The following is a 25,315-nucleotide window of genomic DNA, read 5'->3' on the forward strand; positions in this document are numbered from 1 at the left end:
CGGCCAGGAACTTACCCCAGAAACAGGAGAATTTCCCGTGAATACCACCGTTTTCGAACGGAACGTCCCGCAGCCCGCCGTCGTCGCCAAGGCCTTGGAAGGTGCCGCCCACCGGCCCTTCTGGATTGACGACGTGAAGGACACTGCCACGCGCTACCCGCAACTCGACGGCGACGCTGCCGCCGACCTCGTGATCGTGGGCGGCGGATACACCGGCCTATGGACAGCGCTTCGCGCCAAGGAACGCGACCCCGGCCGGACAGTGATCCTGCTGGAAGCGGAGCGTGTGGCCTGGGCAGCCTCCGGCCGCAACGGCGGCTTCTGCGAGGCCAGCCTCACCCACGGTCATGAGAACGGCAAGAACCGTTGGCCGGACGAGTTGGAGACTTTGGACCGCCTGGGCATGGAAAACCTGGACCGCATGCAGGAGGCCGTGGAGAAATACGGCATGGACTGCGAGTGGGAGCGCACCGGCGAGCTCAACGTCGCGGTGGAACCCCATCAAGTGGCTTGGCTCCAAGAGGACGACAGCCCGGGAAGCGTCTTCCTGGACCAGGACGCCGTCCGCGCCGAGGTCAACTCGCCAACCTATCTCGCCGGCCGCTGGCACAAGGATTCCGTGGCCATGGTCCACCCCTACAAACTCGGCCTTGAGCTGGCCCGGGTGGCCACGGAGCTTGGCGTCCGGATTCATGAGGGCACCCGCGTACGCGAACTGAAGGACCACGAGCAGGGCGTCACCGTTGTCACCGAACGCGGTTCCGTGGAGGCCGGACACGTGGTCCTGGGCACCAACGTCTTTCCGTCGCTGCTCAAGCGGAACCAGTTGATGACGGTGCCGGTGTACGACTACGCCCTCATGACGGAGCCTCTCACCGCCGAACAGTTGGCCGCCATCGGGTGGACCAAGCGCCAGGGGATCGGGGATGTGGCCAACCAGTTCCACTATTACCGGATCACCAAGGACCACAGGATCCTGTTCGGTGGCTACGACGCCCTGTACTTCTGGGGCCGGCGGGTGGACCAACGGCACGAGCATCAGCCCGCCACGTGGGAGAAGATCGCCTCGCACTTCTTCACCACGTTCCCGCAGTTGGAAGGCCTGAAGTTTACGCACAAGTGGGCCGGACCCATCGATTCGAGTACGCAGTTCTGTGCGTTCTTCGGCACTGCCCGCAAAGGCAGGGTGGCGTACGCGGCAGGCTTCACGGGACTCGGAGTAGGCGCTACGGCGTTCGCGGCCGACGTGCTATTGGACCTGTTGGCGGGTCTGGATACGGAGCGTACCCGCGTGGAGATGGTCAGGAAGCGGCCGTTGCCCTTCCCACCCGAGCCCCTGGCGTCCCTGGGCATCAACCTGACCCGCTGGTCCATGGACCGGGCGGACCACAACCAGGGGAAGCGGAACCTCATCCTCAAAGCGCTCGACGCCGTGGGCCTGGGTTTCGACTCCTGACTCCCATTGTGGGGCCCGCTTTGCGTGTTTGGGCCTCGCGTGGGGGCGTAGAGCAGGCCCCGCAACGCCGGGGCGTCATGGAGATACGTTGCCCGGTCGGTCCATCCGCCGGAGGAGCCGGGCGATGTCAAGGGTGTCTTTGTCGCGCTAGGCGGCAAGCCAGGGCAGTAGACACAGTTGGGTGTGTCAGCGCTTGGGGGCCGGCTTACGCTGGGCGGAAGTGTTCGACGTCGGCCGCTTGGCTGCCGTGGTTGGCGTGCGGGGCGCTACCGGCCGCTTTGCGGCAGGCCGTTTGGCAGGGGCAGTTGGACGGGAGGCCGGTTTTCTTGGTGTCGGCTTCTTCACTGCGGCAGGCACAGGCCGGTTCGCAGGAGCCGACGCCCGCGAACCAAAGGATGGCACCACAGCGCCGAGGAACATCACTGCCAGCGTTCCGATTCCTGCCACAGCGGCCAAGTAGAAGTAGATGTCTGAGTCCTTGGTGCTCACGGCGCTGCCCATGGCGTTGGCATCCTGGGTGAACGCAATGCCCCACATCCGCAGGAACGCGATGCTGCAACCAATGAACAGGCTGGTTCCCGCGGCGCCGAGCAAAACCACCAGGTAGCGGCGGCGGCTGAAGACCTGCACCAGTGACGCCAGATAACAGACCAGCACGCTCCCCAGGAACAGGTACAGCACCAGCTCCTCGAGGACCACGGCGGCCAGCACCAACAGCCCGAGCGAGACGAAGGCGGCCACCACCGCAAGCTTCCCGCTGTTCCCCATGTGACGCATGAGGTTAATCATCGCCGACCAAGTGGCCACGCCACGCCGTCGTAGATTGCAGTTGAATACCGTTCCGCAAGCTTGTGGGGCCCGCTATGCGCGCCACTTCGCAGCGATGGCACGCAGAGCAGGCCCCACAGCGTGAAGCTCGGCTACCTGATGACGTAGCCGTGCATGATGGTCATCACGGCTGCCACGCTTTGCTCGCGGGTTCGCTCCGGGTTGTAGGTCTGGCGGTCGAGTCCCACCACGAAGATGGCCGCTTCCAGGCTTCCGCGGGCAATGGACTCGTCAACCTTGTACCCGGAGGCGACCCGTTCCACAGCGGAGCCGATGACGGCCAGCAGTTCAGCGCGAAGTTCGGCAAACACGGCGCTCCACTCGCCGGGCGTGCGCCAGTTTTCGCTGACCCACAGGCGTGCGAAGGACGGGTAGTCATCCATGAACTCCATGGCCTGACCCACCATGTTCTTCATGGACTCCAAGGGATCGTCGCTCTGGCCTTCAATGGCTTGGAGGCGGCCCAGCATGATGTCCACGCCGTGCCGCAGCAACTGTGCGATGAGGTCCGACTTGCTGCCGAAGTTGTAGTAGACCGTGCCTTTGGAGACCCCGGCCGCCGCGGCGATCTCGTCCACTGTCACTCCAGCGGCACCGCGTTCACCGATCAGTTCCATGGAGGCTTCGAAGAGTCGCTGCTTGGTGGCGTTGGTCCGCTCCGGGCGGAGCTTTTTCTCTGCTTGGCCGGACGTGCCTGCTTCTGAACGGACAGGATCGGTGGTGCTCATACGGCGATCTCCGGCTTCAGGGTCTTGAGGGTCCACATCTTGTGCTTGCGGACGGCTAGCGTGGACAGCGCCGCTCCCAGCAAAGTGTATCCAAGCAGGCCCAGTACGGTAGGCCAGATCATGCTGAGCTCACCGCCGTAGATCAGGTGGCGCATGCCGGTGACCACATAACCCATGGGCAGGACCTCATGCACAACGTGGAGTGGCATGGGCGTGGTCTGCCACGGGAACGTTCCTCCGGAGGATACGAGCTGCAGGACCAGCAGGATCAGCACCACGAATTTGCCGGGTGTGCCCATGAGCGCCACGATGCCTTGGATGATCGCGCTGAACGCCATCACCGCGGCCAGCATGAACAGCCACATTCCGATGGGGTGCGCGGGATTCAACCCCAGCCCCAGGTTCACCACCAGGGTGAGGATGGTTGCCTGCAGGACGGAGACCACGAAGAACGGCAGCCAGCCTCCGACGGCAATTTTCCACGCCGGGGCGTTGGACGCCAAGGCCCGCTGGGTGATGGGTCGCATGGCCTGGACCAGCATGAACACGCCAATCCAGAGGGCCAGGGTCAGGAAGAACGGAGCCAGGCCGGCGCCATAGGAACCTGCCTTGGCTTGCGAGACGTTGTCCACGGCGACGGGATCAGCGATCACCTTGGAAACGCTGCTCTTCTGCTCGTCGTTCGGGTTGGGGATCTCTCCGGCTCCCTTGGCGAGCTCGGTGGCCAGGGTGTGCGAACCATCGGAGGCCGTGACAGCGCCGCTGGCAAGCTGTCCGGCACCGTCGTCCAGTTGGCGGGCTCCGTCGTCGAGCTTGACGGCTCCCTCCAAGGCGCTCTGCTGCCCGGCCGCCAGGGTAGATGCGCCGGAATTCAACTGTCCGGCGCCGGCTGCGGCCTTGGAAATCGCGTCGGTGAGTGTTGGCGTTGCACCGGCGAGCTCCGAAGCCCCGGCGCTCACGGCTGCGGACCCGTCCGAGAGCTGCTGGATCTTGGCAGCATCCCCGGAAATCTTGGCCTTGGCGTCCGTCACGGGGCTTGAGGCAGCGGCGGCGTCGAAGTCCGCCAGCACCTTGTCTGCCTGCTCCTGCGTCAGCACACCCGCGGTGACCAACCGCGTATTGGATTCGACCACCCGGTTACGGAGGCCCTTGTCCGCGGCTTCAAGCTGTCCGACGACGTCTTGGACTTTCGCGTTGAGCTCGGCATTTCCTGCGGCTACTTGGGCGGCGCCATCGGCGAGTTTCTTGGAGTCGGCCGGGAGCGTGGCAGTCTTGTTCTTCAGCTCGTTCAGGCCTGAGCTCAGTTGGCCGGCACCTGCATTGAGTTGCACGGCACCGTCTCGAAGTTGTGTTTGCCCGGAAACAAGCTGGTCAGCGCCCGTGACCAACTGGGTGGTGCCTGTGTGGAGGGTCGCGGCGCCATCACTGAGTTTTCCAACACCCGTGGCCAGCTCGGACGCGCCGTCGGCTGCCTTCACGATCGACGCGTGAATGGTGCCGAAACCGGTGAGGAGCTGGTTGGCCGTTTCCTCGCCCACTTCCTTGGCCACCGTCGAGTGCACAGCTGTGGTGAGCTTGTCCACGATGGTGCTCAGGAGATAGTTGTTGGCGTCGTTGGTGGTGACATGGAGCATCGCCTGGTTGGCGGCGTCGAAGCTGCCGGGGGAGACCAGGTTGGCCGAGAAATCCTTGGGAATTCGGAGCGCGAAGGCGTACTCGCCTGTGCGGACGCCCGCATCTGCGTCCTCCGCGCTGGAGACCTGCTTCCAGTTGAAGACGTGGCCCTCAACCAGGCTGTCTGCCACTTTCCTGCCAGCCTGCAGTTCCGTTCCGTCCGACGACGTAGCTCCCGTGTCCTCGACCACCAGGGCGGCGTCGATCTGGTTCAGGTTGCCGTAGGGATCCCAGTTCGCGTAGAGGTACACAGCGCCGTACAGCAAGGGCACCATGGTCAAGGCGAGGATGGTCAGCTTGGGCAGGAGCCCGCCGGTCATGCGCTTGAGTTCGGAGCGGGCAAGCCGCAGAACAGTCACTTTGCAGTCCTTTGGAGGTCTTGGGATTCGGGTTCCGCAGCTGTGGGCGCTGCGGGAGTTTCAGCTTCTTGGGGTATTTCCGGTGTTTCCGGTGTTTCCGGGACCGGCTCAGCAGCGTGCTTGGCTTTGGGCTCGGAGGTGGCGGGTTGCGCTTCCGGTTCAGGGGGGTGCGAGACGGAGTTGCCGATCACCGCAGCGGGGCCGGTCCAGTTGTCCGGGAGGGCAGCAACGACTGCGACGACGGCAAGCGGCCGCCCGTCGTCGGACGCCAATGCCTGAAGCCGGGGCAACCAGGCCGCGGGGTCGGCGCTGTGGCGGTCCGGGGTGTCGATCACCAAGAGGTCCGTGGCCGGATCTGCCAGGGCCAACGCGGTGAGGAGTTCAAGGCGGCGGCCGGCCGGGAGTTGTTCGATCCAGAGTCCGGCGATGTCCTCGAAGCTGTTGACCTTCAGCCAGGGCTTGCTCAGCAGTGCGCCACGGTAACGGCGGGGGATGAGGGACAGGTCCTCGGTGACGAGGTCCCGGACGCTGAGGTGTTGTTCTGGCTCGTTGACTCCGGGGGAGTCCACCAGGGCGCTGGCGCGGCGGATCTTCTTGGTTTTGGTGGTGTTGTCCCAGCTGAGGATGCCGTTGCTGGGCTTCATGCGGCCGCTCAGGGCCAACGCCAATGCGGTCCGCTGATCCTGGCCCTCTCCGGCAACGAGCAGGAGTTCGCCGGGGCGGACTTGGAGGGAGGTTGCCGGAAGGAGATCGTCCCGGCGGCCGTTGATCTGGAGTTGCTGTACGGACAGCACAATGGAGCCTTTCGCAGAACTTGTGTCTGCTGAAAGTCTAACTGAACTGACTGGTCAGTTCAAATAGGAAATCAGAGGCCGTACTTTTCCAGCAGCCGCAGCCACACTTCGCTGATGGTTGGGTACGACGGGACGGCATGCCAGAGCCTGTCCAAGGGAACCTCGCCCACAATTGCGATGGTCGCCGAGTGCAGTAACTCGGCAACGCCCGGGCCTACGAAGGTGGCTCCGAGGATGACCTTTCGGTCCTCGTCCACCACGATCTGCGCCCAGCCCTTGTAGTCGGGGGAGTAGAGCTGCGAGCCGGAAACGTTGATGGGCAGTTCCACGCCCGTGACGTTCTTGCCCTGCAGCAGCGCCTGCTCCAGGCTCGGACCCACTGATGCCACCTCGGGATCAGTGAAGACAACGCTGGGGACGGCATGATCGTTGGCCGTGTGCGCCCATGGGCTCCAAGGTTTCGGGGTGCCGGTGAGCTTGCCGCTCGCCCTTGCTACGATTGCGTCACCGGTTGCCCTGGCCTCGTATTTGCCCTGGTGCGTCAGGAGTACCTTGCCCGCAGCATCCCCGGCGGCGTAGAGCCAGAGCCCGCTGGTGCCATCGCTTGCCGGGCCCTCCACCAGCCCGCTGGCATCGGTGGTGAGGCGGAGTGGTTTGCCGTTCCGCGCTTCGACGCCCACGTTTTCCAGGCCCAGGTTGGCCAGCGCGGGGTGCCGTCCGGAAGCGACCAGGAGTTGGTCTGCCGTGATCGCCTTACCGTCGAGCCTGACGGTAACTGAACCGTCGTCGTTCTTGTCCACCTTCTCGACGTCGGTGTGAAGATGGACGGTCACGCCATCGGCGCGTAACCCGGCCAAGACCAGGTTGGCGGCTTCCTCCGGGTAGCTGCTCAACAGGCGGCCGCGGGCAATCAGCGTGGCATCCGAGCCGAGCCTGGCAAATGCTTGCGCCATCTCAACGCCCGCCACTCCACCGCCGAGCACCGCGAAACGCGGGGGGACTTCCTTGGCTGCCGTGGCACCCCGGGTTGTCCAGAACGGGACGTCCTTCAGACCCTCGATGTCCGGGATGGTGGGGGTGGACCCGGTGGCCACCACCACGGCGTGGTGGGCCTTGAGTGCGTAGCTGTTGCCGTCGAGCCCGTCCACCTGGACTTCGCGCGGGCCGGTGATCCGGCCGCGTCCGCGGATCAGCTCAATGCCGGCGCTGTCCAACCATTCAACCTGGCCGCCGTCCTCCCAGTTGTTGGTGAACCAGTCCCGATGCCTCAGGGCAGCCTCGGCATCTATGGTCCCAGTGATCGCCTCTGTTGCGCCGGGCACCACTTGGGCTGCGTGGAGGACGCTCCCCGGGCGGAGGAGGGCTTTGGACGGGATACATGCCCAGTAGGAGCACTCACCGCCCACCAGCTCGCTCTCGATAATCACCGCCGTCAAGCCGCCGCGAACCACACGGTCCGCCACGTTTTCTCCCACGGCGCCAGCGCCGATCACTATTACGTCGAATTCCCGGGAGCTCTCGGCAGTCATGGGGAAAGCCTACAACTGCTGTCGTCGCGTTGTGCGTGCTTGATTCTGCTGGATCATTCAGTGCTGCACCTTGGTAACTCGCGCCGGGCAGGGAAAGCGCAGGGTGGGTCTGCGGATGATCCAGCAGAATCTGCTTACGCGTGCATCGCGCCCTTGAACCAGCCCGTGATACTGGCCGGGTGGGTGATCGCGGTGCCCACCACCACCGCAAAGGCACCGGCATCGAGGGCCAGACGGGCCTGGGCGGGCGTGTGGATGCGGCCTTCGGCGATCAAGGGCTTTCCCAAGCCGGCAGAAGCGATCCGTTCCAAGAGTTCAAGGTCCGGCCCGTCGGTCTTGGTGCGCTCGCCGGTGTAGCCGGCCAAGGTGGTCCCGATCAGGTCCGCGCCCGCCTCAACGGCAGCAACGGCGTCGTCGAACGAGCCACAATCAGCCATGACCAAGGCCTGGGATTCCGCATGGATTCCGGCCACCGTTTCCGCGAGGGAAAGCCCGTCCGGCCGTTCACGCCTGGTGCCATCGATCGCCACAACGTGTGCACCCGCATTCGCCACAGCGAGGGCGTGCCGCAGTGTGGGAGTGATGAAGACACCGTCGTGTCCGTCCTTCCACAGGCCAATGACAGGGACCTCGACGGCGGTGCGCGTGAACTGCACGTCGGCCAACCCCTGGACGCGGATCGCCGCAGCCCCGCCGATCACGGCCGAGGCGGCCACCTGCCCGGTGGTCCGGGGATCGCGCATGGGCTCGCCCGGGTAGGCCTGGCAGGAGACGATCAGCTGTGAACGGAGGCCTTCGAGGCCTGCTGGAGTGAGGATCAAGATGTCTTCCTTACTGAAGGACGAGTTTCGCAGCACCAACAATGGCAGCGCTGTTGCCGAGGGTTGCCCGGACTACCGGCACGGAAAGCAGTGGCGAGAGCAGTTCCCGGCGCAAGGCAATCTCCATGGGCTTCCACCAGGGGTCTCCCGCATCGGCAAGGCCGCCGGAGACCACAACGGTTTCAGGGTCCAAAATGTTGATAAGGCCACCGACGGCTTGCCCGGCGGCGGCAGCGCCGAGCTCAACGGCTTGGGCTGCGGCGAGAGTGCTCGCGGTGGCTTCGCCGGCGCTGCTGTCAGGCGCGGCCAGCGCGAACACACCACGCGTGTCTGCAGCATCCAGGACAGAACCCCCCAAACGGAGGTAGGACTCGTGGATGGCAGGTCCGGAAGCGATCGCCTCCACGTGCCCGGCAGCGCCACAGACGCAGGCCAGGGGAACGCCGTCGAAGGTGGCGTAAGGAGAGGCGAAGTGCCCCACATGCCCGCCGACAAAGCGGTGCCCCAGGACAGGAGCGCCGTCCAGCACAAAGCTGCCGCCCACTCCCGTGCCAAACGCCACCATGAGTGAACTCGAAGAACCGGCAGCAGCGCCCAGCCAAGCCTCGCCGAGGGCGTGGGCATGGACATCGTTGACGGCGCGGACGCCAAGGCCGAGGCGCGCGGACAACCCCGCAACAAGGGCAGTCCCGGCCCAGCTACGAATGGCGTCGGTGGCCGAAACCACCGTGCCAGCCACAGCGTCAATGACTCCAGCGGAGCCGACACCGACGCCGGACACGGTATGTCCGGCGTCGGCAGCGCGCTCCACCAAGCCCGCGATCAGCGCAGAGGTGGCGTCGAGGATCGCTTCGCCACCACCCCGGTTCAAGGTCGGAATGGTCTCCGACATCAGCACAACGCCAGCTGGGGACACAACCCCGGCAGCGGTTTTGGTGCCGCCGAGGTCAACGCCGATCACGTGGGTCATGGAAGCGGTCATCGAAGCCTAGACCAGCCCGTTCCGTTCAAGGATTTCGCGGATCGCAGCCGTCTCGGATTCATTCAAGGACAACATGGGCGAGCTCATGGTGTTGGACTCGATCACGCCCATCACCTGCAGCGCGGTCTTGAAGGCACCCAGGCCGGCGGCACCGCCGGAGACGCGTCCGTTGGGGGTGTAGACGATCTCGAAGACGTCGGCCAAGCGGTCCTGCTCGCGGGCCGCACCTGCCCAGTCGCCGGCCTGCGCGGCGTCGAACAGGCTGCGGTAACCGGCCGGGTCAACGTTGCCCAGACCTGGAACAACGCCCTGCGCGCCGCCCAGGAGGGCGCCGTCCACCACAACTTCGTGACCGGTGAAGATGTCGAAGTTGGGGATGTCCTTGGCTGCGAGGAGCAGCTGGCGGAAAGAAACGTCGTCGCCGGAGGAATCCTTGACGCCAGCAAGGACACCATCACGACCGAGGCGAACCAGCAGGTCCGTGGGCAGCTTGAAGTGGGTGCGGACCGGGACGTCGTAAGCGAAGATCGGCTTCTCGATGGCGGCGTGGATGCTGCGGAAGTGGGTTTCGGTCTCCGCAGCGTTGCCGATGGCGTAGTACATGGACGTGACCACGATCGCGTCGGCGCCGAGATCGATGACCTTGCGGGCTTCCTCGATCACGCGGTTGGTGGTCTGCTCGTTGGCGCCAACGATCAGTGGGACAGCTCCGGCGTTGGCGTCAGCGATGGTGGAGACCACCAGCTCGCGCTCGTCGTTGGTCATGTAGGGGACTTCGCCGGAGGAGCCCAGGACGAAAAGGCCGGACACGCCGCCGTCGATCAGGTGCTTGGTGACGTTCTTCAGCGACGCGGTGTCGATGCTGCCGTCTGCGTGGCGGGGGGTGATGACCGGGGGGATGACGCCCTGGAACTGAGTGGACACAGAATTCTCCGTTGTTTGTAGCTTGTGAAGGGAAAAACTAGATGTGAAGCAGGCTCGGCGCGGCGCCCAGCAGCTTCTTGGTGTAGTCGTTGCTGGGGTTGTCGAAGACCTGCGCGGCTGTGCCCTGTTCGACGATCTTGCCGAAGTACATGACGCAGATGCGGTCCGAGACGTACCGGACGGTTTGGATGTCGTGGGAAATGAACACCATGCCCAGGTTCAGCTGGGTCTTCAGGTCGGACAGCAGGTTCAGGACCTGCGCCCGGACGGAAACGTCCAGGGCCGACGTCGGCTCGTCCGCCACGATGATGTCCGGGTCCAGGGCCAGTGCGCGGGCGATCGCCACACGCTGGCGCTGGCCGCCGGAAACCTGCGACGGCGTCACTTCGGCTGCCGATTGCGGCAAGCCAACCAGCGCCAACAGTTCCTTGACCTTGGCGGCGCGTGATGCCGCGTTGCCGATGCCGTGGATCTGCAACGGATCCGTGAGGATGTCCTGGATGGTCATGCGCGGGTTCAGTGCCGTTGCCGGGTCCTGGAAGACCACGGAGACGGAGCGTCCAAACTGCTTGCGCATGGCTGCGTTCCGCTTGATGGCGGGCTTCCCGTGGAACAGGACCTGGCCCGACGTCGGCGGCTGGAGTCCCACAAGCACTGAAGCGAGCGTGGACTTGCCGCAGCCGGACTCACCCACGATGCCCACGGTTTCGCCGCGGCTGATGGTGAAGTCCACGCCGTCCACCGCTTTGACGATGTTCGGCCGGAACAGGCCACCGGTCCGAGCATGGTGGTAGACCTTGACGTCCTTGAGTTCGATGACCGGTTTGCCGGTTGACTCGCTCATTTCGCGTCCTCCTTCAAGTGGCTGGCCCAGTAGTGGTCGGCATCGTCACCGTTTGCGGAGTCAACCGAAGAAACCGTGGTGAGGACCAGCTTCTGGTGGGGATCGGCGTCGGGTCGCAGTGAGCGGGCCGCGAAGCGGTCGCCCGTTGCGAAGTCCCGGGGCGACGGGACGGTGCCGGGAATCTGGTGCAGCCGGACGGCGTCGGCCTCAATGGAGAGCACGGCGCCCAGCAGACCCCGGGTGTACTCGTGTTTGGGGTTCTGCAGGAGTTCGGAGGCTCGTGCGGATTCCACCACCTGGCCGGCGTACATGACGGTGATGCGATGCGCTAAGGAAGCCACCAGCGCGAGGTCGTGGCTGACGAATACCATCGCGAAGCCGAGCTGTTCGCGCAGTTCGTTGAGGAGGTCCACCACCTGCTTCTGGACTGTGACGTCCAAGGCTGTCGTGGGCTCGTCGGCAACAACGATCTTCGGCGAACGGGACAGGGCCATAGCGATCAGCACGCGTTGACGTTGCCCGCCGGAGAGCTCATGCGGGTAGCTGGCGAGGGTCCGGACGGGATCCAGCTTCACCATCTCCAGCAGCTCGGTAGGAGTCTTGCGGCCACCACGCTTAGTGAGCTGTTCGAGTTGGTCTTTGATCTTCATGGACGGATTCAAGGAGCTCAAGGCGTCCTGGTAGACCATGGCGATCTGCTCGCCGCGGAGGCCCTCGTAGGCCTTGACGTTACTGTGCTTGGTGTTCGGATCCAGCAACTCCTTGCCGTCGAACGTGATGGAGCCGGTGACTTGGGCTGTCTTGGGGAGCAGCCCCATGACGGCCAGAGAGGTGATGGACTTGCCGCAACCGGATTCGCCCACCAGGCCCATCGTTTCGCCTTCGCGGACGGTGAAGGACACATTGTCCACGATCGCGATGTCGCCGAAGCGGCCCGGGAAGCGGATGGACAGGTTCTTCACCTCAAGGACATTGCGGGCCTCGGGAGAAACCTGCGGGAGGCGATCGGTGCGCTTGGCTTCAATGGCTGCGAGCAGTTCCAGCTCACGGTCCAGCAGGAGGTGCGGGTTCGCGGCTGCGAGTCGGACGTCGGTGAGCACGGCTGCCTGGCCGCCGTCGGACGTCAGGTCACCGCTGGTAGCCGGCCGGACGCCGTCGAGCTCGTGTTCCTCAACAACGGAGGGCTGGGCCACGGAGGTTGCAACCTGTGCATCGATAGCAACGGCGGCTGTAGTACCGTCGTCGTCCTTTACTACGGGCGCACGGCGTAGTTTCGGGTTCACCATGGCGTCGGTGAGGCCCTCGGCGAGGATGTTCAGGGACAGCACAGTCAGGAGGATGGTCAAGCCCGCGAAGGTGGTGGCCCACCAGCCGCCGGACAGCACCAGGTTGCGTCCGTAGGAGATCACGTTGCCCCAGGACGGTGCAGGGTCCTGAACGCCGGCGCCGAGGAAGGACAGCGAGGCTTCCAGGATGATGGCGTCGGCCACCATGACCGTGGCGAACACCAGCACGGGAGCGGCGGTGTTGCGGACGATGTGCTTGACCAGGATGTAGAAGCGGCCGGCACCGATGACGCGCTCGGCACGGACGTAGTCTTCACCGTATTGTGCCAGCACGTTGGCGCGGACCACGCGGGCCAGTTGCGGGGTGTAGATGATGGCGATCGCGATGATGATGGTGGGGACCGAGTTGCCGAACGCCGCCAGCAGCACGGCGGCCAGGGCGATGCCCGGGAACGCCATGAGGATATCCATGAGTCGCATGATGATCTCGTTCACGGACTTGCTGGACGTCGCGGCGAAGGAGCCCAGGAGCGCACCGGCGAGGATCGCCAGGCCAACCGCGCCCAGGCCGATCAGGAGCGACGATTGTGCGCCGAACAAGAGGCGCGAGAAGATGTCGCGGCCCAGGCGGTCGGTGCCGAAGAAGTGTTCAGCACCCGGCGGCGTGGCCGGAATGAACGTTTCCAGGGGATCGTGAGGTGCAATGATCGGCGCGAAAATGGCCGCCAGGACAATCACAATGAGGAAGAGCAGGGCGATACGGGAGCCCCAGGGCAGGGCCTTGAAACGTATGCCTGGGGCACTTAGCCGTTCTGCGAGCTTGCTGCGCATGAGCTATACCGTCCTGATTCGGGGGTTGATGAGCAGGTAGAGAAGGTCCACCACGATGTTCACCAGAACGAAGGTGACGGAGATGGTGAGCACCACGCCCTGGACCAGGTTGACGTCCAGGTTGGTGATGCCGTTGAGGATCAGCTGGCCCATGCCGGGCAAGGCGAAGATCATTTCAATCACGACGGCGCCGCCCAGCAAGTAGCCGACGCGGAGTCCCAGCACGGTCACCGGAGTGACGAGCGCGTTGCGGAGGACGTTCTTGGAGACCACCTCGCGATAGGGGACACCATTGCCGATGGCGGTTCGGACGTAGTCGCGGTCCAGTTCTTCCACCATCGAGGTCCGGACCACGCGGATCAGCGATGCCGACACGGGAATGCCGAGTGCCAAAGCCGGGAGGGCCATCGAGTTGAGCCAACCGCCGAAGCCTGATTCCGGCGTCGCAATACCGCCCGAAGGGAACATTGGGTTCTCACCCAGGGCGAACCACTGGATGAGCAGGATGCCGAGCCAGAACGACGGCGTGGCAATCGCGGCAATGGAGAAGACGCGAACCAACTGGTCCTGCCACTTGTCGCGGTAGAGCGCGCCGAGGATGCCGAAGGCAAGGGACAACACGATGGCGATGAGGACGCCCAGGAAGGTCAGCTGCAGCGTCAGGGGGAACGCCGAGCCGATCATGGAAGCCACCGACTTGGCCGGCGGGGTGGTGACGCCGAGGTCGAACTGCAGGAGCTTGCCGAGGAATCGGAAGTACTGCAGGACCAGGGGGTCGTTCAGGCCATTGTCCTGGCGGTACTGCTGCTTCGCTTCTTCGCTTGCGCCGTCACCGAGGGCGGAGCTTGCCTGGTCGCCGGGAGCGGCCTGCAGGACGAGGAAGACGAGCAACGTAATGCCCAGGATCATCAATGGCAGTGCTGCAAGCCTGCGGCCAAGCAGACGCAATATCGTGACCAATTTGTTCTCCGGTTGGTTGGTGGTGCTGGTTGCGGGGCCCGCTCTGCGGGTTCTGTGGGGGTTTTAGGCCGCAGAGCGGGCCCGGCAACGCGAGGGGTGCTTAGGCCGTGCGTCCGACGTCGACGAACGACAGACCGGTGGTGGGGAGCGGCTGGAAGCCGTTGAGCTTCTTTTCGTCCCAGGCGCTGGGCAGTTGACGGTGGAACACCGGGTACAGCGGAACTTCGTCCGAGACCATGTCCACGATTTCGCCGACGATCTTCTTGGCTTCGTCTCCCGAAGCCTGCGATCCCTTGTCCATGAGCTCCTGCAGCTTGGTCCGCTCGGGGGTGGTCCAGAAGGCACGCTTGTCCATCCAGGTTGCACCCGAGTAGAACCAGCTCAGGAGGAGGTCCGCGTCGTTGCCGAAGACCGAGGGATCGCCGGGGGCTGCCACCACGGAGAAGTCGCCCTTGCCAACACGGTCGCTGTACAAAGCGCCGGACTGGAGGCTCTTGACCGTCACCTTGACACCGGGGATCTTGTTCCAGGATTCGAGGATCAGTGGGGCCACATCCTTGACCCAGGCGGTGTCTGTGGTGAGGAGTTCGAACTCGAGGCTTGTGACGCCGGCCTGCTTCAGGAGTTCTTCGGCCTTGGAGGAGTCGAAGCCGTAGACGTTCTTTGCCTTGACGTAGTCCGGGTGGCCTTCCTGGAAGTAGGAGGTGGCAGCCTTGGCATTGCCGAACAGTGCCTTCTTGATGATGGCTTCCTTATCCAGGCCGTAGTGCAGTGCCTGGCGGACCAGCTTGTTGTCGAACGGGGCCTTGGCGCAGTTGAACATCAGGAACAGCAAGCCGAAGGACTGAACGGACTCCACCTTGACCTTGGACTTCAGCCCGTCGACATCCAGGTAAGGAACGTCTTCGATCGCCTGGACGCGGCCGGACTGGACAGCCGTGACGCGGGCTGCGGCATCGGAGAGCAGCAGCCAGTTCATGCCCTTGGCCAGTGCAGGCTTGGGGCCGTTGTAGTCGGCGAAGGCTTCGAAGACGATCTTGTCGTCCTTGACGGCCGAGATGAGCTTGTAGGGACCCGAGCCCACCGGCGAGGCGTCGAAGGCCTTCAGGTCTGTGGCCAGGGCCTTGGGGACGATCTTGACCACCGAGATGCGTGGGCCGAAGCCCGGGAAGGCGTACTTCAGGGTGAACTCAACCGTCTTCTCGTCGAGCGGCTTGACGTCCTGAATGAAGGGGATGAACTGAGAGAACAGGGACTTGTTCGCCGGGTCCATCACACGGGTGAAGGAGAAAGCGACGTCTTCGGTGGTGACGGGGGAGCCGTTGTGGAACTTGGCGCCGTCGCGAATGGTCACCTGGTAGGTGGTGTCGTTGATCTTCTTGGGATCCGACGCAGCAAGGGCGTTGTAGGGCTGGCGGGTTGCCGGGTGCAACTCGATGAGGCCTTCGAAGATATGCAGGTTGGCTGCCATGGGCGTGGCCCCGGAGGAGCTCAGGGGATCGAAGCCAGTGGAGAGCGCGTAGGAAATGCCTGCCTCGATGATGAGGTCCTTGTTCACTGCAGCAGTGTTCGTTGCGTTGCCGGTGGTGGTGCTGGCAGCGCCGCCGCACGCAGAAAGGGTTGCCGTGAAGGCGGCTGCTGCACCAACTGCGCCGCTTAGCTTCAGGAAGTTCCGGCGGCTGGCGTCGTTGACCAGCGGCAGGCTTTGGATCGTCTTGCTCATAGGGTGCCTCACCATTCGCGTTTCGTGGGTTATCGGATGTAGGACGTCCGATGCTCGTATGGAAACTGTAAGGGCGGTCACAACGGAACGTCAAGTGAGAAAGGGCGCCTGGGTTTCCGCCGCGCGCCTGGCGGTTTGCCGGCTGCGGCCGGTCCGTGGTGGAAATCTCAGCAAGATCTGAGGAAATCCTTATCCATACCTATCAAGGAGGTGGGACATCCGATATTGTATGTTGCGAGTCACTCATTCTGCGGTGGGCACTAAGCTCGCCTCAATATTAACACCGCACCGTTCCGCGTTCCTGTGGAGTGGTGCATTGGCAAGGAGAGCGCCATGACAACTTCCGGTGTAGTTCCGCAGGCGCGGTTCAGTGCACAGGCCCGGCTGCGTGCATTGCAGTCGGACATTATGGAATTGATCCTCGAGCGTGAGCTCGAGGCAGGCGATCCATTGCCGACGGAAAGCGAGCTGTCGGTAGCCCTTGGCGTGGGCCGCAACACGCTTCGCGAGTCCCTCAAGGTGCTGCAGGCTTTGGGCGTGATCGAGATCCGGCATGGCTTTGGCATGTTCGTGGCGCCGAGCAACTTCGATGCCTTGGCTGATGGGCTGACGTTCCGCGGCCGGCTCTCGCTTCGCCATCAGGGGCTCGAGGCGCTGCAGTTGGTTGACGTGCGCCAGGCGCTGGAGTCGGGGCTGATTGGCTCCTCCATGGATGTCATGACCAAGGAACAGCTGGCATCCATCGAGGAAGCTGTGAAGCAGATGGAAGAGCTGGCAGCCGCAGGCGAAAACTTCGTGGCCGCCGACGCCGAGTTCCACCGGCGCCTGTTCGAGCCACTCAACAACGAACTCCTGATCAACCTCATGGGTGTTTTCTGGAAGGTCTACCGGAAGATCCATGTGGAGATCGGCCCGGGCAACGAGGACCTGGTCAAGACGGCCGCCATGCACCGCAGCATCTATGCCGCTGTCGCCGCGGGGAACAAGGTCTCGGCCTCGGAACTCCTCAACCGGCACTTCGATGGAATCCGCCGCCGCATCGGCGAGGCAGTAGGGGACTGAACCCTCCGCGCTTAACGCAAGGGCCGCCGTCGTACTTTTCATAAAGTACGACGGCGGCCCTTCCGTTTTCGCGGCGGTCTACCTGCCGGTGCCCCGCCAGCCGGCCACCAGGACATTGCGCAGGTGGTCGTAACGGAACTCGTTGATGTTCGGCAACTCGGACAGGGAGGCGATGCGGTGCGGGAGCGCAGTGCCTGTCAGTGCGCCGACTCCGAACAAGTAGGCCCATTCGTGGAAGCCGGGGGGTTTGTCCGGCAGCGCTGTGCGCATGACGTGGATGAAGTCCCTGGCCATGGGGTCGAAGTACTCTGCGAGGATGCCCCGCTCATGGGCTGCGGGATCTGAGGCTTCCCGGAGGACGAGCCGTGCGAACAGTTTCCCGCCGGCGGTTTCCTGGGCCTTCAGCGTGGGCAAGAGGAAAGCGTCAACGATCCTTTCCACTGCGTCGGAAGCCGCAGTGTCCACCTTCAGCACTTCGCGCCGGCGTTCCTCATTGAGGTGTTGGTACCGCGCGAAGACAGCTCTGTAGAGGTCCAGCTTGGTGGCGAAATGGTAGATCACCAGCGGGGCCGTGGTGCGGATCTCCTCCGCAATGGCGCGCATGGTGGTGGCCTCGAATCCCCGGTCTGCGAACATCTCCAAGGCCACGTCCAGGATTTGTTCGCGGCGTCGCGTGCCAGCGGTGTTTCCCTGCACTTCAGTCGACATGACTCTCACCCTATCGGTCCCTCCCTGGCCAGGTTGCTGTGGCCGTTGACACAAACTGAATGGGTGTATAAATTCTAACCCAACAGAAACTGAACGGGTGTCTAAGTTCTGTTTTCGGCTCGGGCACCGTCGCCCGCTTCAGAAGGGATCTCCACAATGAAACGTGGAACCAAGTGGTTCATCCTTATTGGGTCGTTCATCATCTATCTTTTCGACGCACTCGAAATCGCAGTGCTGTCCTTTGCCCTCCCCGCCATCAGCGCCGAGATGGCCCTCACTCCCGTCGCCGGCGGTCTGCTGGCAACGGCCACGCTGCTCGGCATGGGGTGTTCGAGTGTTCTCACCGGCTGGATAGCAGACAACCGCGGCCGCCGGGTTGCCCTTATCGCGTCCATGGTGGTCTTCGTGGCGTTGACCTCCGCGCTGTTCGTCGTCCCGAACTACGCAGTGTTCGTTGCCTTGCGCTTCCTGGCGGGCATCGGGCTTGGGGGTGTGTGGTCCGTTCTTTCGACGTACATCGTGGAAACCTGGCCCGCCGAACAACGCGGGCGCGCGGTGGCGTTCGTCCTCGCTGCCTATCCCCTGGGCGGGGCGAGCGCAGCTCTCGTAGCAGGCGTCTTCATGCCCGATTGGCGGTTGCTGTTCCTGGTGACCGGGCTGTCTGCCCTCCTGCCACTGCTGATGGTGGTGTTCTTCTTCCCGGAGTCCACAGCATGGCTGCAGGAACGTGCGGCACGGCAATCCAGCAGCAACAGCGGCAACGTCACCGCCAAGGAGCTCTTCACCGGGACCTATCGACGCCGCACCATCGTTGCCACGCTGGCTGCCATCTGCGCCTTCGTCGGCTTCTATGGCGCGTCCACCTGGATGCCGAGCTACCTGTCCACCGAACGTGGCTTGGACCCCCGCCAAGTGGCGCTCTTCATGACCGTCCTCAACCTCGGGATGTTCTTGGGCTACATCGTCTTCGGCTGGATCGCGGACAAGATCGGCCGCCGCAACGCCATCATTCTCTCGTTGGCCGGGACTGGCCTGCTGATGCCGCTTTACGGACTGGTCACCAACCAGTCCGCCCTGCTCTGGATGGGTCCGCTGTACGCATTCTTCATGACGTTCGCCGGGCTTTTCGGGTCCTACCTGGGGGAGCTCTATCCCACCAGGATCCGCACCACCGGGGCTGGATTTTGCTTCAACATCGGACGCGGAGTCGCAGCTTTCGCTCCCCTTGCCATGGGCGGGATTGCAGCCTCCTGGGGATTCTCCTCCGGGCTCATCCTCTCAGGTGTCGTCTTTTTGATCGGAGGCGCGCTCATGCTCCTCCTGCCGCAAACCCACCAAGGCTCCCTCTCCCAGGAGGCTGCCGCCAATCAACACGCTTCAAAGGAACCCGCACGTCATGCCTAAACTCGTAGACCTCTCCGTTAGCCTCATGGCGAACATCGCCTCGGACCCACCCGGGCTCACGCCATCCATCGACTACTTCACCCACCAGGAAACAGCCAAGGACCTGGTTTCCTACTTCCCGGGAATGACAGAAGAGGACCTTCCCGGGCAGGAAGGCTGGGCCATTGAGCGCGTCGTTGCCACCACCCACACTGGCACCCACCTGGACGCGCCGTACCACTATGCGTCCACCATGGATGGGGGAGCCCGCGCCATCACCATCGACGAAGTTCCGCTGGAGTGGTGCTACGGCCGCGGGGTGAAATTGGATTTTCGGAGCTTCGAGGACGGTTACGTCGTCACCGCAGCTGACGTCGAGGCCGAGCTCGGCCGCATAGGCCACGATCTTGCCCCGGGCGACATCGTGGTGGTCAACACTGCAGCCGGCACCCGCTACGGTTTGGACGATTACCTCTCCACAGGCTGCGGAATGGGCCGCGAAGCTACGCTCTTCCTCACCAGCCGCGGTGTGCGCGTCACCGGAACGGATGCCTGGAGCTGGGACGCTCCCTTTATCCATACAGCGAAGAAGTACGTGGAGACCGGGGACAATTCGCTGATTTGGGAAGGCCACAAAGCCGGCATGGAAATCGGCTACTGCCACATCGAGAAGTTGCACAACCTGGAGGCACTACCGGCAACCGGATTCCAGATCTCCTGCTTCCCGGTAAAAATTCACGGAGCGTCAGCCGGGTGGACCCGGGCTGTGGCAATTCTTGAGTCGGGGGATGACGCGTGAAATTCTTCCGCATCCTGGTGGACGGTGTTCCGCGCCTTGGGCAAGCCAATGATGACCTGGTTTCGGGTCGCCTCTACCCGGAAGGGCTGGATGCTTTCGATGTGATGGCGCGGCCACGGACCTCGGCGGACGGGGACCTTGTGGACTTCCGCACCGCCGAGTTGCTCCCGCCCCTGGAAGTGACCACCATCCGGGACTTCATCACTTTTGAACAGCACACCGTGGGCGCCTTGCGGTCAGTAGCCGCGGACAAGGGGATTCCGGACGCTTGGTACGACGCGCCGTCGTTCTACTTCACCAACCCGCACGCCGCCACGGGGCACAACGCCACTGTTCCGGTTGCCCCGGGGTCGCACCAGTTCGACTTCGAACTGGAAGTAGCGGCGGTGATCGGAACGGACGGCTGCAACCTTTCCGTAGACGAGGCCGAACAGCACATCGCCGGATACCTGATCATGAACGATTGGTCCGCACGCGACCTCCAGCGAGCCGAAATGACCGTTGGACTGGGCCCTGCGAAAGGCAAAGACACAGCCACGTCCCTCGGGCCGATCTTCGTGACCAAGGATGAGCTGGCGGACATCACCTCCGACGGCTTCCTTGACCTGTCCGTGAGCGTTTCCGTGAACGGGCAGGTGCTCGCTGCTGATTCCTTGGCCAACATGGCGTGGAACTTTGCCGAGCTTGTCTCCTACGCCAGCAGGGGAACCTGGGTGCGGCGCGGCGACATCCTCGGTTCCGGGACCAGCGGGGGAGGCTGCCTGGCCGAGTTCTGGGGATGGTATGGATCCATGACCCCACCACCGCTTCAACGGGATGATGTGGTCAGTTTGACCGTGGAACGGCTGGGAACCTTGACGAACGTCATTGGCGACGGTGCGCCGGTCCACAGGATCCCGAAGGCCCGCGGCCGGGCCTACGGCCCCCCAGTGCCGTTCGTGCCGAACCTCTGAGCGGACGCCAAGGGCCGCCGTCGTACTTCCTCGAGAAGCTCGACGGCGGTTTTTGCGTTTCCGGGGCGGCTCACCTGCCGCTGCTTGGGTCATTAGGGTATAAAAAAGACCCGCACCGGCGAACCGGTGCGGGTCTTGTCTGTGCGCCCAAAGGGATTCGAACCCCTGACCTTCTGTTCCGTAGACAGACGCTCTATCCAGCTGAGCTATGGGCGCATTTCGTGTGATTCTCGGCGGTCTGTTTCTCTGACCCCCTCGAACCTCAATAAACTTTACAGAAGTTCATGTGAAGTTCCAAATCGAAAAGCTGTAATCTGCGCAACTAGACCGGTCTACGTGACCTTAGTCACTTAAATCTCCCTTCCAACAACCTTCCTCCTTGATTTCTAGCGGTTTTTGGATTTCAGCCTCGTGGATGTCCGATGTCTGACAGCGGATTGGTCTGGTCCGCGGCCCCTATCGTTTAGGACACACCACTGAACCCGAGGAAGGGAACCGCAATGGGCGATCTGGCGCGACTGCCGCTGCTTGAGAAGGCACCTACTACGCATGCACGCCTGCTGGCCTGGGTTGAGGAAGTTGCCGAGCTGACTCAGCCGGACCGCATCCACTGGGTCGATGGCAGCGAAGCAGAAAACAAGAAGCTGACTGACGAACTGGTCGAGGCCGGCACGCTGAAGCGGCTGAACCCGGAAACGTTCCCGAATTCCTTCGCGGCGTTCTCTGACCCGGCCGATGTTGCCCGCGTTGAAGAGCAGACCTTCATCTGCTCGGAGAACGAGCGCGACGCAGGCTTCACCAATAACTGGATGGCTCCGGCCGAAATGAAGCAGAAGCTGCGCGGACTTTTCGCCGGCTCCATGCGCGGCCGCACCATGTACGTCATCCCCTTCGTCATGGGCCACCTGGACGCCGAAGACCCGAAGTTTGGCGTCGAGATCACCGACTCCGCCTACGTCGTCGCCTCCATGCGCATCATGGCCCGTATTGGTACTGACGTCCTGGATCGCATCACCCAGACGGATGCCTTCTTCGTCCCCGCGCTCCACTCGCTGGGCGCACCGCTCGAAGCCGGCCAGGCCGACGTCGCCTGGCCCTGCAACACGGACAAGTGGATTGTGCACTTCCCGGAAGAGCGCTCCATCTGGTCCTTCGGCTCCGGCTACGGCGGAAACGCCCTCCTGGGCAAGAAGTGCTACGCCCTCCGCATCGCTTCCGTCATGGCGCGTGATGAGGGTTGGCTGGCTGAGCACATGCTCATCCTCAAGCTGACCTCCCCCGAGCAGAAGACCTACTACGTCTCAGCTGCTTTCCCCTCCGCTTGCGGCAAGACCAACCTCGCGCTGCTCGACCCCACCATCAAGGGCTGGAAGGTTGAGACCCTCGGCGACGACATCACGTGGATGCGCTTCGGCAAGGAAGGCGAGCTCCGCGCCGTCAACCCCGAAGCGGGCCTGTTCGGCGTCGCTCCCGGCACCGGCTGGGGCACCAACCCCAACGCCATGCGCGCCATCGCCAAGGGCAACAGCATCTTCACCAACGTCGCGCTGACCGATGACGGTGGCGTCTGGTGGGAAGGTATGACAGAGGAAACTCCCGCACACCTGACCGACTGGCGGGGTGAGTCCTGGACTCCGGACTCGGACACTCCGGCCGCGCACCCGAACTCCCGCTTCTGCACCCCGATCGACCAGATCGACATGCTGGCTGAAGAATACTTCAGCCCCGAGGGCGTGGAGTTGTCCGCAATCCTGTTCGGCGGTCGCCGCAAGACCACCATTCCGCTGGTGACCGAAGCGCGCAGCTGGTCCAACGGCATCTTCATGGGATCCACGCTGTCCTCGGAAACCACGGCTGCCGCCGCCGGTGCCGTTGGCGTTGTCCGCCGCGACCCCATGGCCATGCTGCCGTTCATCGGCTACGACGCAGGCGACTACCTGAACCACTGGGTTAATCTGTCTGCCAAGGCCAACCCGGAGCGGCTGCCCAAGATCTTCCTGGTCAACTGGTTCCGTCGCACGGCTGAAGGCGGCTTCGCCTGGCCTGGCTTCGGCGACAACGCCCGTGTGCTCAAGTGGGCCATCGAGCGCCTCGAAGGCAAGGCCGACGCTGTGGAAACTCCGATCGGTTTCGTTCCGACCGGCGAGTCCATCGATCTCGAAGGCCTGGACATGACTCCGGCTGAGGTTGAGTCCGCGGTGCGCGTCGACCCTGCAGAGTGGGCAACCGAGCTGGCATCCATCGAGGAATGGTTCGCCAACTTCGGCGAGTCACTCCCGGCGGCACTGCAGTCCGAGCTGGACGGCCTCAAGGCCCGTCTGGGCTAGACCTCTTAGGAACAACGGCGTTCTTAAGTGAACGACGACGGCCCGTCACCTTTCGCATGAAAGGTGACGGGCCGCCGTCGTTCCTTGCCTTAGTTGGCGAGCCAAACGTCAGGGCCGAAGACTTCGTAGTGGATGTTCGTGGCTGGGACCCCGGCCTGGATGGCCTCGTCGCGGATCTTCTTCATGAAAGGGAGGGGCCCGCAAAGGTACAGTGATGCGTCCGCGGGCAGGTCCACTTCGCGCAGGGACATGAATCCTTGGCTGGCACCGGGATGCGGAGTTTCAAGCCAGAGCTGCAATTCTGCATCGATGGTCGCGGCGTCGGCCGTCATCTGGGCGCTCAGTGCCCAGTTTTCCATTGCCTTCTCTGCATGAAGGACCAGGACCTTTCGGTTGGTCCCGGTTTCTGCGAGGGAGCGCAAGATGGACGCGGCAGGCGTGCAGCCGATGCCGGCCGATGCCAGGACGATCGGCCCCTCGCCGTCCTTGATGGTGATCTCGCCGTAGGGATTCGAGATTTCGATAATGTCGCCAGGTTCGACGCCGACATGGAGGGCGGTGGATACCTCGCCGCCGTCGTTCAGTTTGGTGGTGAAGATGCGGCTGGTGCCTGCGTCGCCGGACAGTGAATACTGGCGCACTTGGCGCAGGCCATCGGGGAGCTGGACCTTGACACTGATGTATTGCCCGGGTTGGGCTTCCGTGATGGGGGAGTCGTCCGCAGGAGCCAAGGTGAAGGTGATGGCCTCCTTGCCTGCCGGTTCCTTGGTGGCCACGCGCCACGGCATCCACATCCCACTGTTGGCCTGCGAGGCGTACAGGCCCTTCTCAAGCTTGATCAGGGCATCGGCCATGAGCCAGTAGACCTCAGTCCATGCCTCGGCGATCTCAGGTGTGATGACCTCGGCCAAGTCTGCGGCGATGGCTGCGAAGAGGTGCTCGTAGACCAGCGCGTACTGTTCTTCAGTGATTCCCAGGGAAGCATGCTTGTGGGCGATGCGGGACAGGACCTTTTCGGGAAGGGTATCCGGGTTGTTGACCAAGTGCGTGGCGAAGGCCGCGATGCTGCCGGCGAGGGCCCGCTGTTGATCCCCTGAACGCTGGTTCGACCGGCTGAAGAGGCCGTCGAGCAACTCAGGGTGTGCAGCGAAAAGCCGGTTGTAGAAGTCGACGGTGATGGCGTCGATCCGTGAACCGATCAGCGGGAGGGTGGCTTGGATGAGGGGGCGGGATTTTTCCGAGAGCATGGTTCTCCTGGTGTAGTGGTCGGGCTGCGTACCCGGCCGGCCAATACAAGTAGTTGAAATACTTGTATTTACACCTCAATTTCTACTCTCTGTAGAAGAGTTGCGCAAACCGGTAGTTGAGGGCCGGTTACTGCGTTACGGAAGTCCTGAATTCCGGCCGGAGTCCAATGGACTGGAAGACGGGGTTCATCTGGCGTGCGTGGGGCAGGGACGCGATGACCACAGTGTCGAGTTCACGGTAGAACGCTTCCCTGGCACGATTCATGGCATGGCGCAGTCCACATTCATTGATGAGCGGGCAATCCTTGGTGGGGGACTGGCATTCCGCCGGATCCTGCCTGCTGTCCAGATGACGCAGGAGTTCCCCGACAGTGGCTCTTCGCCCGGATTCATTGAGCCGCGAGCCGCCCAGCCGCCCTCGCTCTACGTCGATGAGTCCCAGAGCGCGGAGGCGGACCATCGCCTTGCTGACATGGTTGTACGGTGTTCCCACTGCGTCGGCCACTGCCTGGGTGGTCAGCAGCATGCCCTCAGGCGCCGCGGCCAACACCATAATGGCGCGGAGGCTCACATCTGCGAAGGCGTTGATTTTCATGGGATCAGCCTAGGTAGTCGGTCTAGTCCACCCAGACGGATGGTTCGTGGGTATCGGGCTCCATTGCGGCAAAGATGAAGCCCTCGGCTGCCGGGGAGTACGGGATGATCGCTGCCCGGACCTCACCGTCCCGGTGCTCTGCCGCGCCATGAATGCCGTCGGAGCCATGTTCCGGGAGGCTGACGTCACTGACGATGGCAACCGCCCGGAATTCGTCGCGGCCTTGGCGCAACAGTTCGTGCAGATCGGCCAGCATTTGCCCGGCGTCGATGTGACCATCCTCGTCGGGTTCGCCGGGGGTTACCATCACTATCCGGAGCTCGCCATCATCGGAGAGGGTGATGCCGAACGGGAAGAACCCACCATTCTGCTGCAGGTGCTCTTGGGCAGTTCCAAGGCCGGTCCCCAAGGTTTCCCGGAGCTCACGATCCTGAACGGATTCGCCAGCGGCGTCGCTCGGGGCGGCGTTCTGGGTGGGCTTCTCGCTCATGCTCCCCAGCTC

22 protein-coding genes and 1 tRNA gene are annotated in these 25,315 nt (G+C 63.5%); 6 read left to right on the top strand and 17 right to left on the bottom strand.

What is annotated here, in order from left to right; genetic code table 11:
• Positions 1-37 precede the first annotated feature (37 nt).
• A complete protein-coding gene (locus tag FQP90_RS14525; RefSeq protein WP_144651667.1) occupies positions 38-1,456 on the top strand; it encodes an NAD(P)/FAD-dependent oxidoreductase in 1,419 nt (472 codons plus the stop codon).
• Positions 1,457-1,642: 186 nt separating this feature from the next.
• On the opposite strand, the gene FQP90_RS14530 is transcribed toward FQP90_RS14525, so the two are convergent.
• From FQP90_RS14530 to FQP90_RS14585, 12 genes are all read right to left on the bottom strand, one after another.
• Positions 1,643-2,224, bottom strand: a complete 582-nt coding sequence (locus FQP90_RS14530) for a hypothetical protein (RefSeq protein WP_244296786.1) — start codon at positions 2,222-2,224, stop codon at positions 1,643-1,645.
• A gap of 152 nt (positions 2,225-2,376) precedes the next feature.
• Positions 2,377-3,012, bottom strand: coding sequence for a TetR/AcrR family transcriptional regulator (locus tag FQP90_RS14535; RefSeq protein ID WP_144651671.1), 636 nt, complete (start codon positions 3,010-3,012; stop codon positions 2,377-2,379).
• Positions 3,009-5,045 carry a YhgE/Pip domain-containing protein gene (locus tag FQP90_RS14540; RefSeq protein WP_144651673.1) on the bottom strand — a complete coding sequence of 679 codons (2,037 nt, stop codon included), beginning with the start codon at positions 5,043-5,045 and terminating at the stop codon, positions 3,009-3,011. The genes FQP90_RS14535 and FQP90_RS14540 overlap by 4 nt, the downstream gene beginning before the upstream one ends.
• The gene (locus tag FQP90_RS14545; RefSeq protein ID WP_144651675.1) at positions 5,042-5,839 is read right to left on the bottom strand and encodes an ABC transporter ATP-binding protein; all 798 of its coding nucleotides are present in this window, start codon (positions 5,837-5,839) and stop codon (positions 5,042-5,044) included. The genes FQP90_RS14540 and FQP90_RS14545 overlap by 4 nt, the downstream gene beginning before the upstream one ends.
• Before the next feature lie 71 nt (positions 5,840-5,910).
• Positions 5,911-7,368, bottom strand: coding sequence for a dihydrolipoyl dehydrogenase family protein (locus FQP90_RS14550; protein WP_144651677.1), 1,458 nt, complete (start codon positions 7,366-7,368; stop codon positions 5,911-5,913).
• A 134-nt stretch (positions 7,369-7,502) separates the two neighbouring features.
• The gene (locus FQP90_RS14555; protein ID WP_144651679.1) at positions 7,503-8,189 is read right to left on the bottom strand and encodes an N-acetylmannosamine-6-phosphate 2-epimerase; all 687 of its coding nucleotides are present in this window, start codon (positions 8,187-8,189) and stop codon (positions 7,503-7,505) included.
• A gap of 10 nt (positions 8,190-8,199) precedes the next feature.
• A complete protein-coding gene (locus FQP90_RS14560; RefSeq protein WP_144651837.1) occupies positions 8,200-9,159 on the bottom strand; it encodes an ROK family protein in 960 nt (319 codons plus the stop codon).
• 18 nt (positions 9,160-9,177) lie between these two features.
• Entirely contained in the window at positions 9,178-10,095 is a 918-nt protein-coding gene (locus FQP90_RS14565; protein WP_144651681.1) for a dihydrodipicolinate synthase family protein, read from the bottom strand.
• A gap of 37 nt (positions 10,096-10,132) precedes the next feature.
• Entirely contained in the window at positions 10,133-10,939 is an 807-nt protein-coding gene (locus FQP90_RS14570) for an ABC transporter ATP-binding protein (RefSeq protein ID WP_144651683.1), read from the bottom strand.
• The gene (locus FQP90_RS14575) at positions 10,936-13,056 is read right to left on the bottom strand and encodes a dipeptide/oligopeptide/nickel ABC transporter permease/ATP-binding protein (RefSeq protein WP_144651685.1); all 2,121 of its coding nucleotides are present in this window, start codon (positions 13,054-13,056) and stop codon (positions 10,936-10,938) included. The genes FQP90_RS14570 and FQP90_RS14575 overlap by 4 nt, the downstream gene beginning before the upstream one ends.
• Positions 13,057-13,059: 3 nt before the next feature.
• Positions 13,060-14,016, bottom strand: coding sequence for an ABC transporter permease (locus tag FQP90_RS14580; protein ID WP_024819607.1), 957 nt, complete (start codon positions 14,014-14,016; stop codon positions 13,060-13,062).
• A gap of 100 nt (positions 14,017-14,116) precedes the next feature.
• Positions 14,117-15,754 (bottom strand): ABC transporter substrate-binding protein, encoded by a 1,638-nt coding sequence (locus FQP90_RS14585; protein ID WP_144651687.1) that lies wholly within the window; start codon positions 15,752-15,754, stop codon positions 14,117-14,119.
• Between the two features lie 318 nt (positions 15,755-16,072).
• On the opposite strand from FQP90_RS14585, the gene FQP90_RS14590 reads away from it, so the two are divergent.
• On the top strand, positions 16,073-16,801 hold the full coding sequence (locus FQP90_RS14590; protein ID WP_144651689.1) for a FadR/GntR family transcriptional regulator: 729 nt from the start codon (positions 16,073-16,075) through the stop codon (positions 16,799-16,801).
• A gap of 78 nt (positions 16,802-16,879) precedes the next feature.
• Here FQP90_RS14590 and FQP90_RS14595 read toward each other — a convergent pair whose 3' ends face one another.
• Positions 16,880-17,509, bottom strand: coding sequence for a TetR/AcrR family transcriptional regulator (locus tag FQP90_RS14595; protein WP_144651691.1), 630 nt, complete (start codon positions 17,507-17,509; stop codon positions 16,880-16,882).
• Positions 17,510-17,665: 156 nt separating this feature from the next.
• Here FQP90_RS14595 and FQP90_RS14600 point away from each other — a divergent pair, with 156 nt between their 5' ends.
• The 3 genes from FQP90_RS14600 to FQP90_RS14610 are packed head-to-tail and all read left to right on the top strand — an operon-like array spanning position 17,666 to position 20,644.
• Positions 17,666-18,913 carry an MFS transporter gene (locus FQP90_RS14600; protein ID WP_144651693.1) on the top strand — a complete coding sequence of 416 codons (1,248 nt, stop codon included), beginning with the start codon at positions 17,666-17,668 and terminating at the stop codon, positions 18,911-18,913.
• On the top strand, positions 18,906-19,691 hold the full coding sequence (locus FQP90_RS14605) for a cyclase family protein (protein WP_144651695.1): 786 nt from the start codon (positions 18,906-18,908) through the stop codon (positions 19,689-19,691). The genes FQP90_RS14600 and FQP90_RS14605 overlap by 8 nt, the downstream gene beginning before the upstream one ends.
• Entirely contained in the window at positions 19,688-20,644 is a 957-nt protein-coding gene (locus FQP90_RS14610; protein WP_144651697.1) for a fumarylacetoacetate hydrolase family protein, read from the top strand. The genes FQP90_RS14605 and FQP90_RS14610 overlap by 4 nt, the downstream gene beginning before the upstream one ends.
• A 142-nt stretch (positions 20,645-20,786) precedes the next feature.
• Here FQP90_RS14610 and FQP90_RS14615 read toward each other — a convergent pair.
• A tRNA-Arg gene (locus FQP90_RS14615) sits at positions 20,787-20,860 on the bottom strand.
• A 284-nt stretch (positions 20,861-21,144) separates the two neighbouring features.
• Between FQP90_RS14615 and FQP90_RS14620 the strand changes: the two genes are divergently transcribed.
• Positions 21,145-22,971, top strand: a complete 1,827-nt coding sequence (locus FQP90_RS14620) for a phosphoenolpyruvate carboxykinase (GTP) (RefSeq protein ID WP_144651699.1) — start codon at positions 21,145-21,147, stop codon at positions 22,969-22,971.
• Positions 22,972-23,060: 89 nt separating this feature from the next.
• Here FQP90_RS14620 and FQP90_RS14625 read toward each other — a convergent pair whose 3' ends face one another.
• The 3 genes from FQP90_RS14625 to FQP90_RS14635 all read right to left on the bottom strand — a co-directional run bounded on the left by FQP90_RS14625 (position 23,061) and on the right by FQP90_RS14635 (position 25,303).
• Positions 23,061-24,218, bottom strand: a complete 1,158-nt coding sequence (locus FQP90_RS14625; protein WP_144651701.1) for a globin domain-containing protein — start codon at positions 24,216-24,218, stop codon at positions 23,061-23,063.
• A gap of 127 nt (positions 24,219-24,345) precedes the next feature.
• Positions 24,346-24,813 carry an RrF2 family transcriptional regulator gene (locus FQP90_RS14630; protein WP_144651703.1) on the bottom strand — a complete coding sequence of 156 codons (468 nt, stop codon included), beginning with the start codon at positions 24,811-24,813 and terminating at the stop codon, positions 24,346-24,348.
• Between the two features lie 22 nt (positions 24,814-24,835).
• A complete protein-coding gene (locus tag FQP90_RS14635; protein WP_144651705.1) occupies positions 24,836-25,303 on the bottom strand; it encodes a hypothetical protein in 468 nt (155 codons plus the stop codon).
• Between the last annotated feature and the right edge of the window lie 12 nt (positions 25,304-25,315).

Source organism: Paenarthrobacter nitroguajacolicus (assembly GCF_007786235.1).
Classification (GTDB): Bacteria; Actinomycetota; Actinomycetes; order Actinomycetales; family Micrococcaceae; genus Arthrobacter; species Arthrobacter nitroguajacolicus_A.

Excerpts from the sequence above, each read along its gene's own strand:
- FQP90_RS14530 (WP_244296786.1), bottom strand. The coding sequence starts at position 2,224 with ATGGGGAACAGCGGGAAGCTTGCGGTGGTGGCCGCCTTCGTCTCGCTC.
- FQP90_RS14535 (WP_144651671.1), bottom strand. The coding sequence starts at position 3,012 with ATGAGCACCACCGATCCTGTCCGTTCAGAAGCAGGCACGTCCGGCCAA.
- FQP90_RS14550 (WP_144651677.1), bottom strand. The coding sequence starts at position 7,368 with ATGACTGCCGAGAGCTCCCGGGAATTCGACGTAATAGTGATCGGCGCT.
- FQP90_RS14560 (WP_144651837.1), bottom strand. The coding sequence starts at position 9,159 with ATGACCCACGTGATCGGCGTTGACCTCGGCGGCACCAAAACCGCTGCC.
- FQP90_RS14570 (WP_144651683.1), bottom strand. The coding sequence starts at position 10,939 with ATGAGCGAGTCAACCGGCAAACCGGTCATCGAACTCAAGGACGTCAAG.
- FQP90_RS14575 (WP_144651685.1), bottom strand. The coding sequence starts at position 13,056 with ATGCGCAGCAAGCTCGCAGAACGGCTAAGTGCCCCAGGCATACGTTTC.
- FQP90_RS14585 (WP_144651687.1), bottom strand. The coding sequence starts at position 15,754 with ATGGTGAGGCACCCTATGAGCAAGACGATCCAAAGCCTGCCGCTGGTC.
- FQP90_RS14590 (WP_144651689.1), top strand. The coding sequence starts at position 16,073 with ATGACAACTTCCGGTGTAGTTCCGCAGGCGCGGTTCAGTGCACAGGCC.
- FQP90_RS14595 (WP_144651691.1), bottom strand. The coding sequence starts at position 17,509 with ATGTCGACTGAAGTGCAGGGAAACACCGCTGGCACGCGACGCCGCGAA.
- FQP90_RS14600 (WP_144651693.1), top strand. The coding sequence starts at position 17,666 with ATGAAACGTGGAACCAAGTGGTTCATCCTTATTGGGTCGTTCATCATC.
- FQP90_RS14605 (WP_144651695.1), top strand. The coding sequence starts at position 18,906 with ATGCCTAAACTCGTAGACCTCTCCGTTAGCCTCATGGCGAACATCGCC.
- FQP90_RS14620 (WP_144651699.1), top strand. The coding sequence starts at position 21,145 with ATGGGCGATCTGGCGCGACTGCCGCTGCTTGAGAAGGCACCTACTACG.
- FQP90_RS14625 (WP_144651701.1), bottom strand. The coding sequence starts at position 24,218 with ATGCTCTCGGAAAAATCCCGCCCCCTCATCCAAGCCACCCTCCCGCTG.
- FQP90_RS14630 (WP_144651703.1), bottom strand. The coding sequence starts at position 24,813 with ATGAAAATCAACGCCTTCGCAGATGTGAGCCTCCGCGCCATTATGGTG.
- FQP90_RS14635 (WP_144651705.1), bottom strand. The coding sequence starts at position 25,303 with ATGAGCGAGAAGCCCACCCAGAACGCCGCCCCGAGCGACGCCGCTGGC.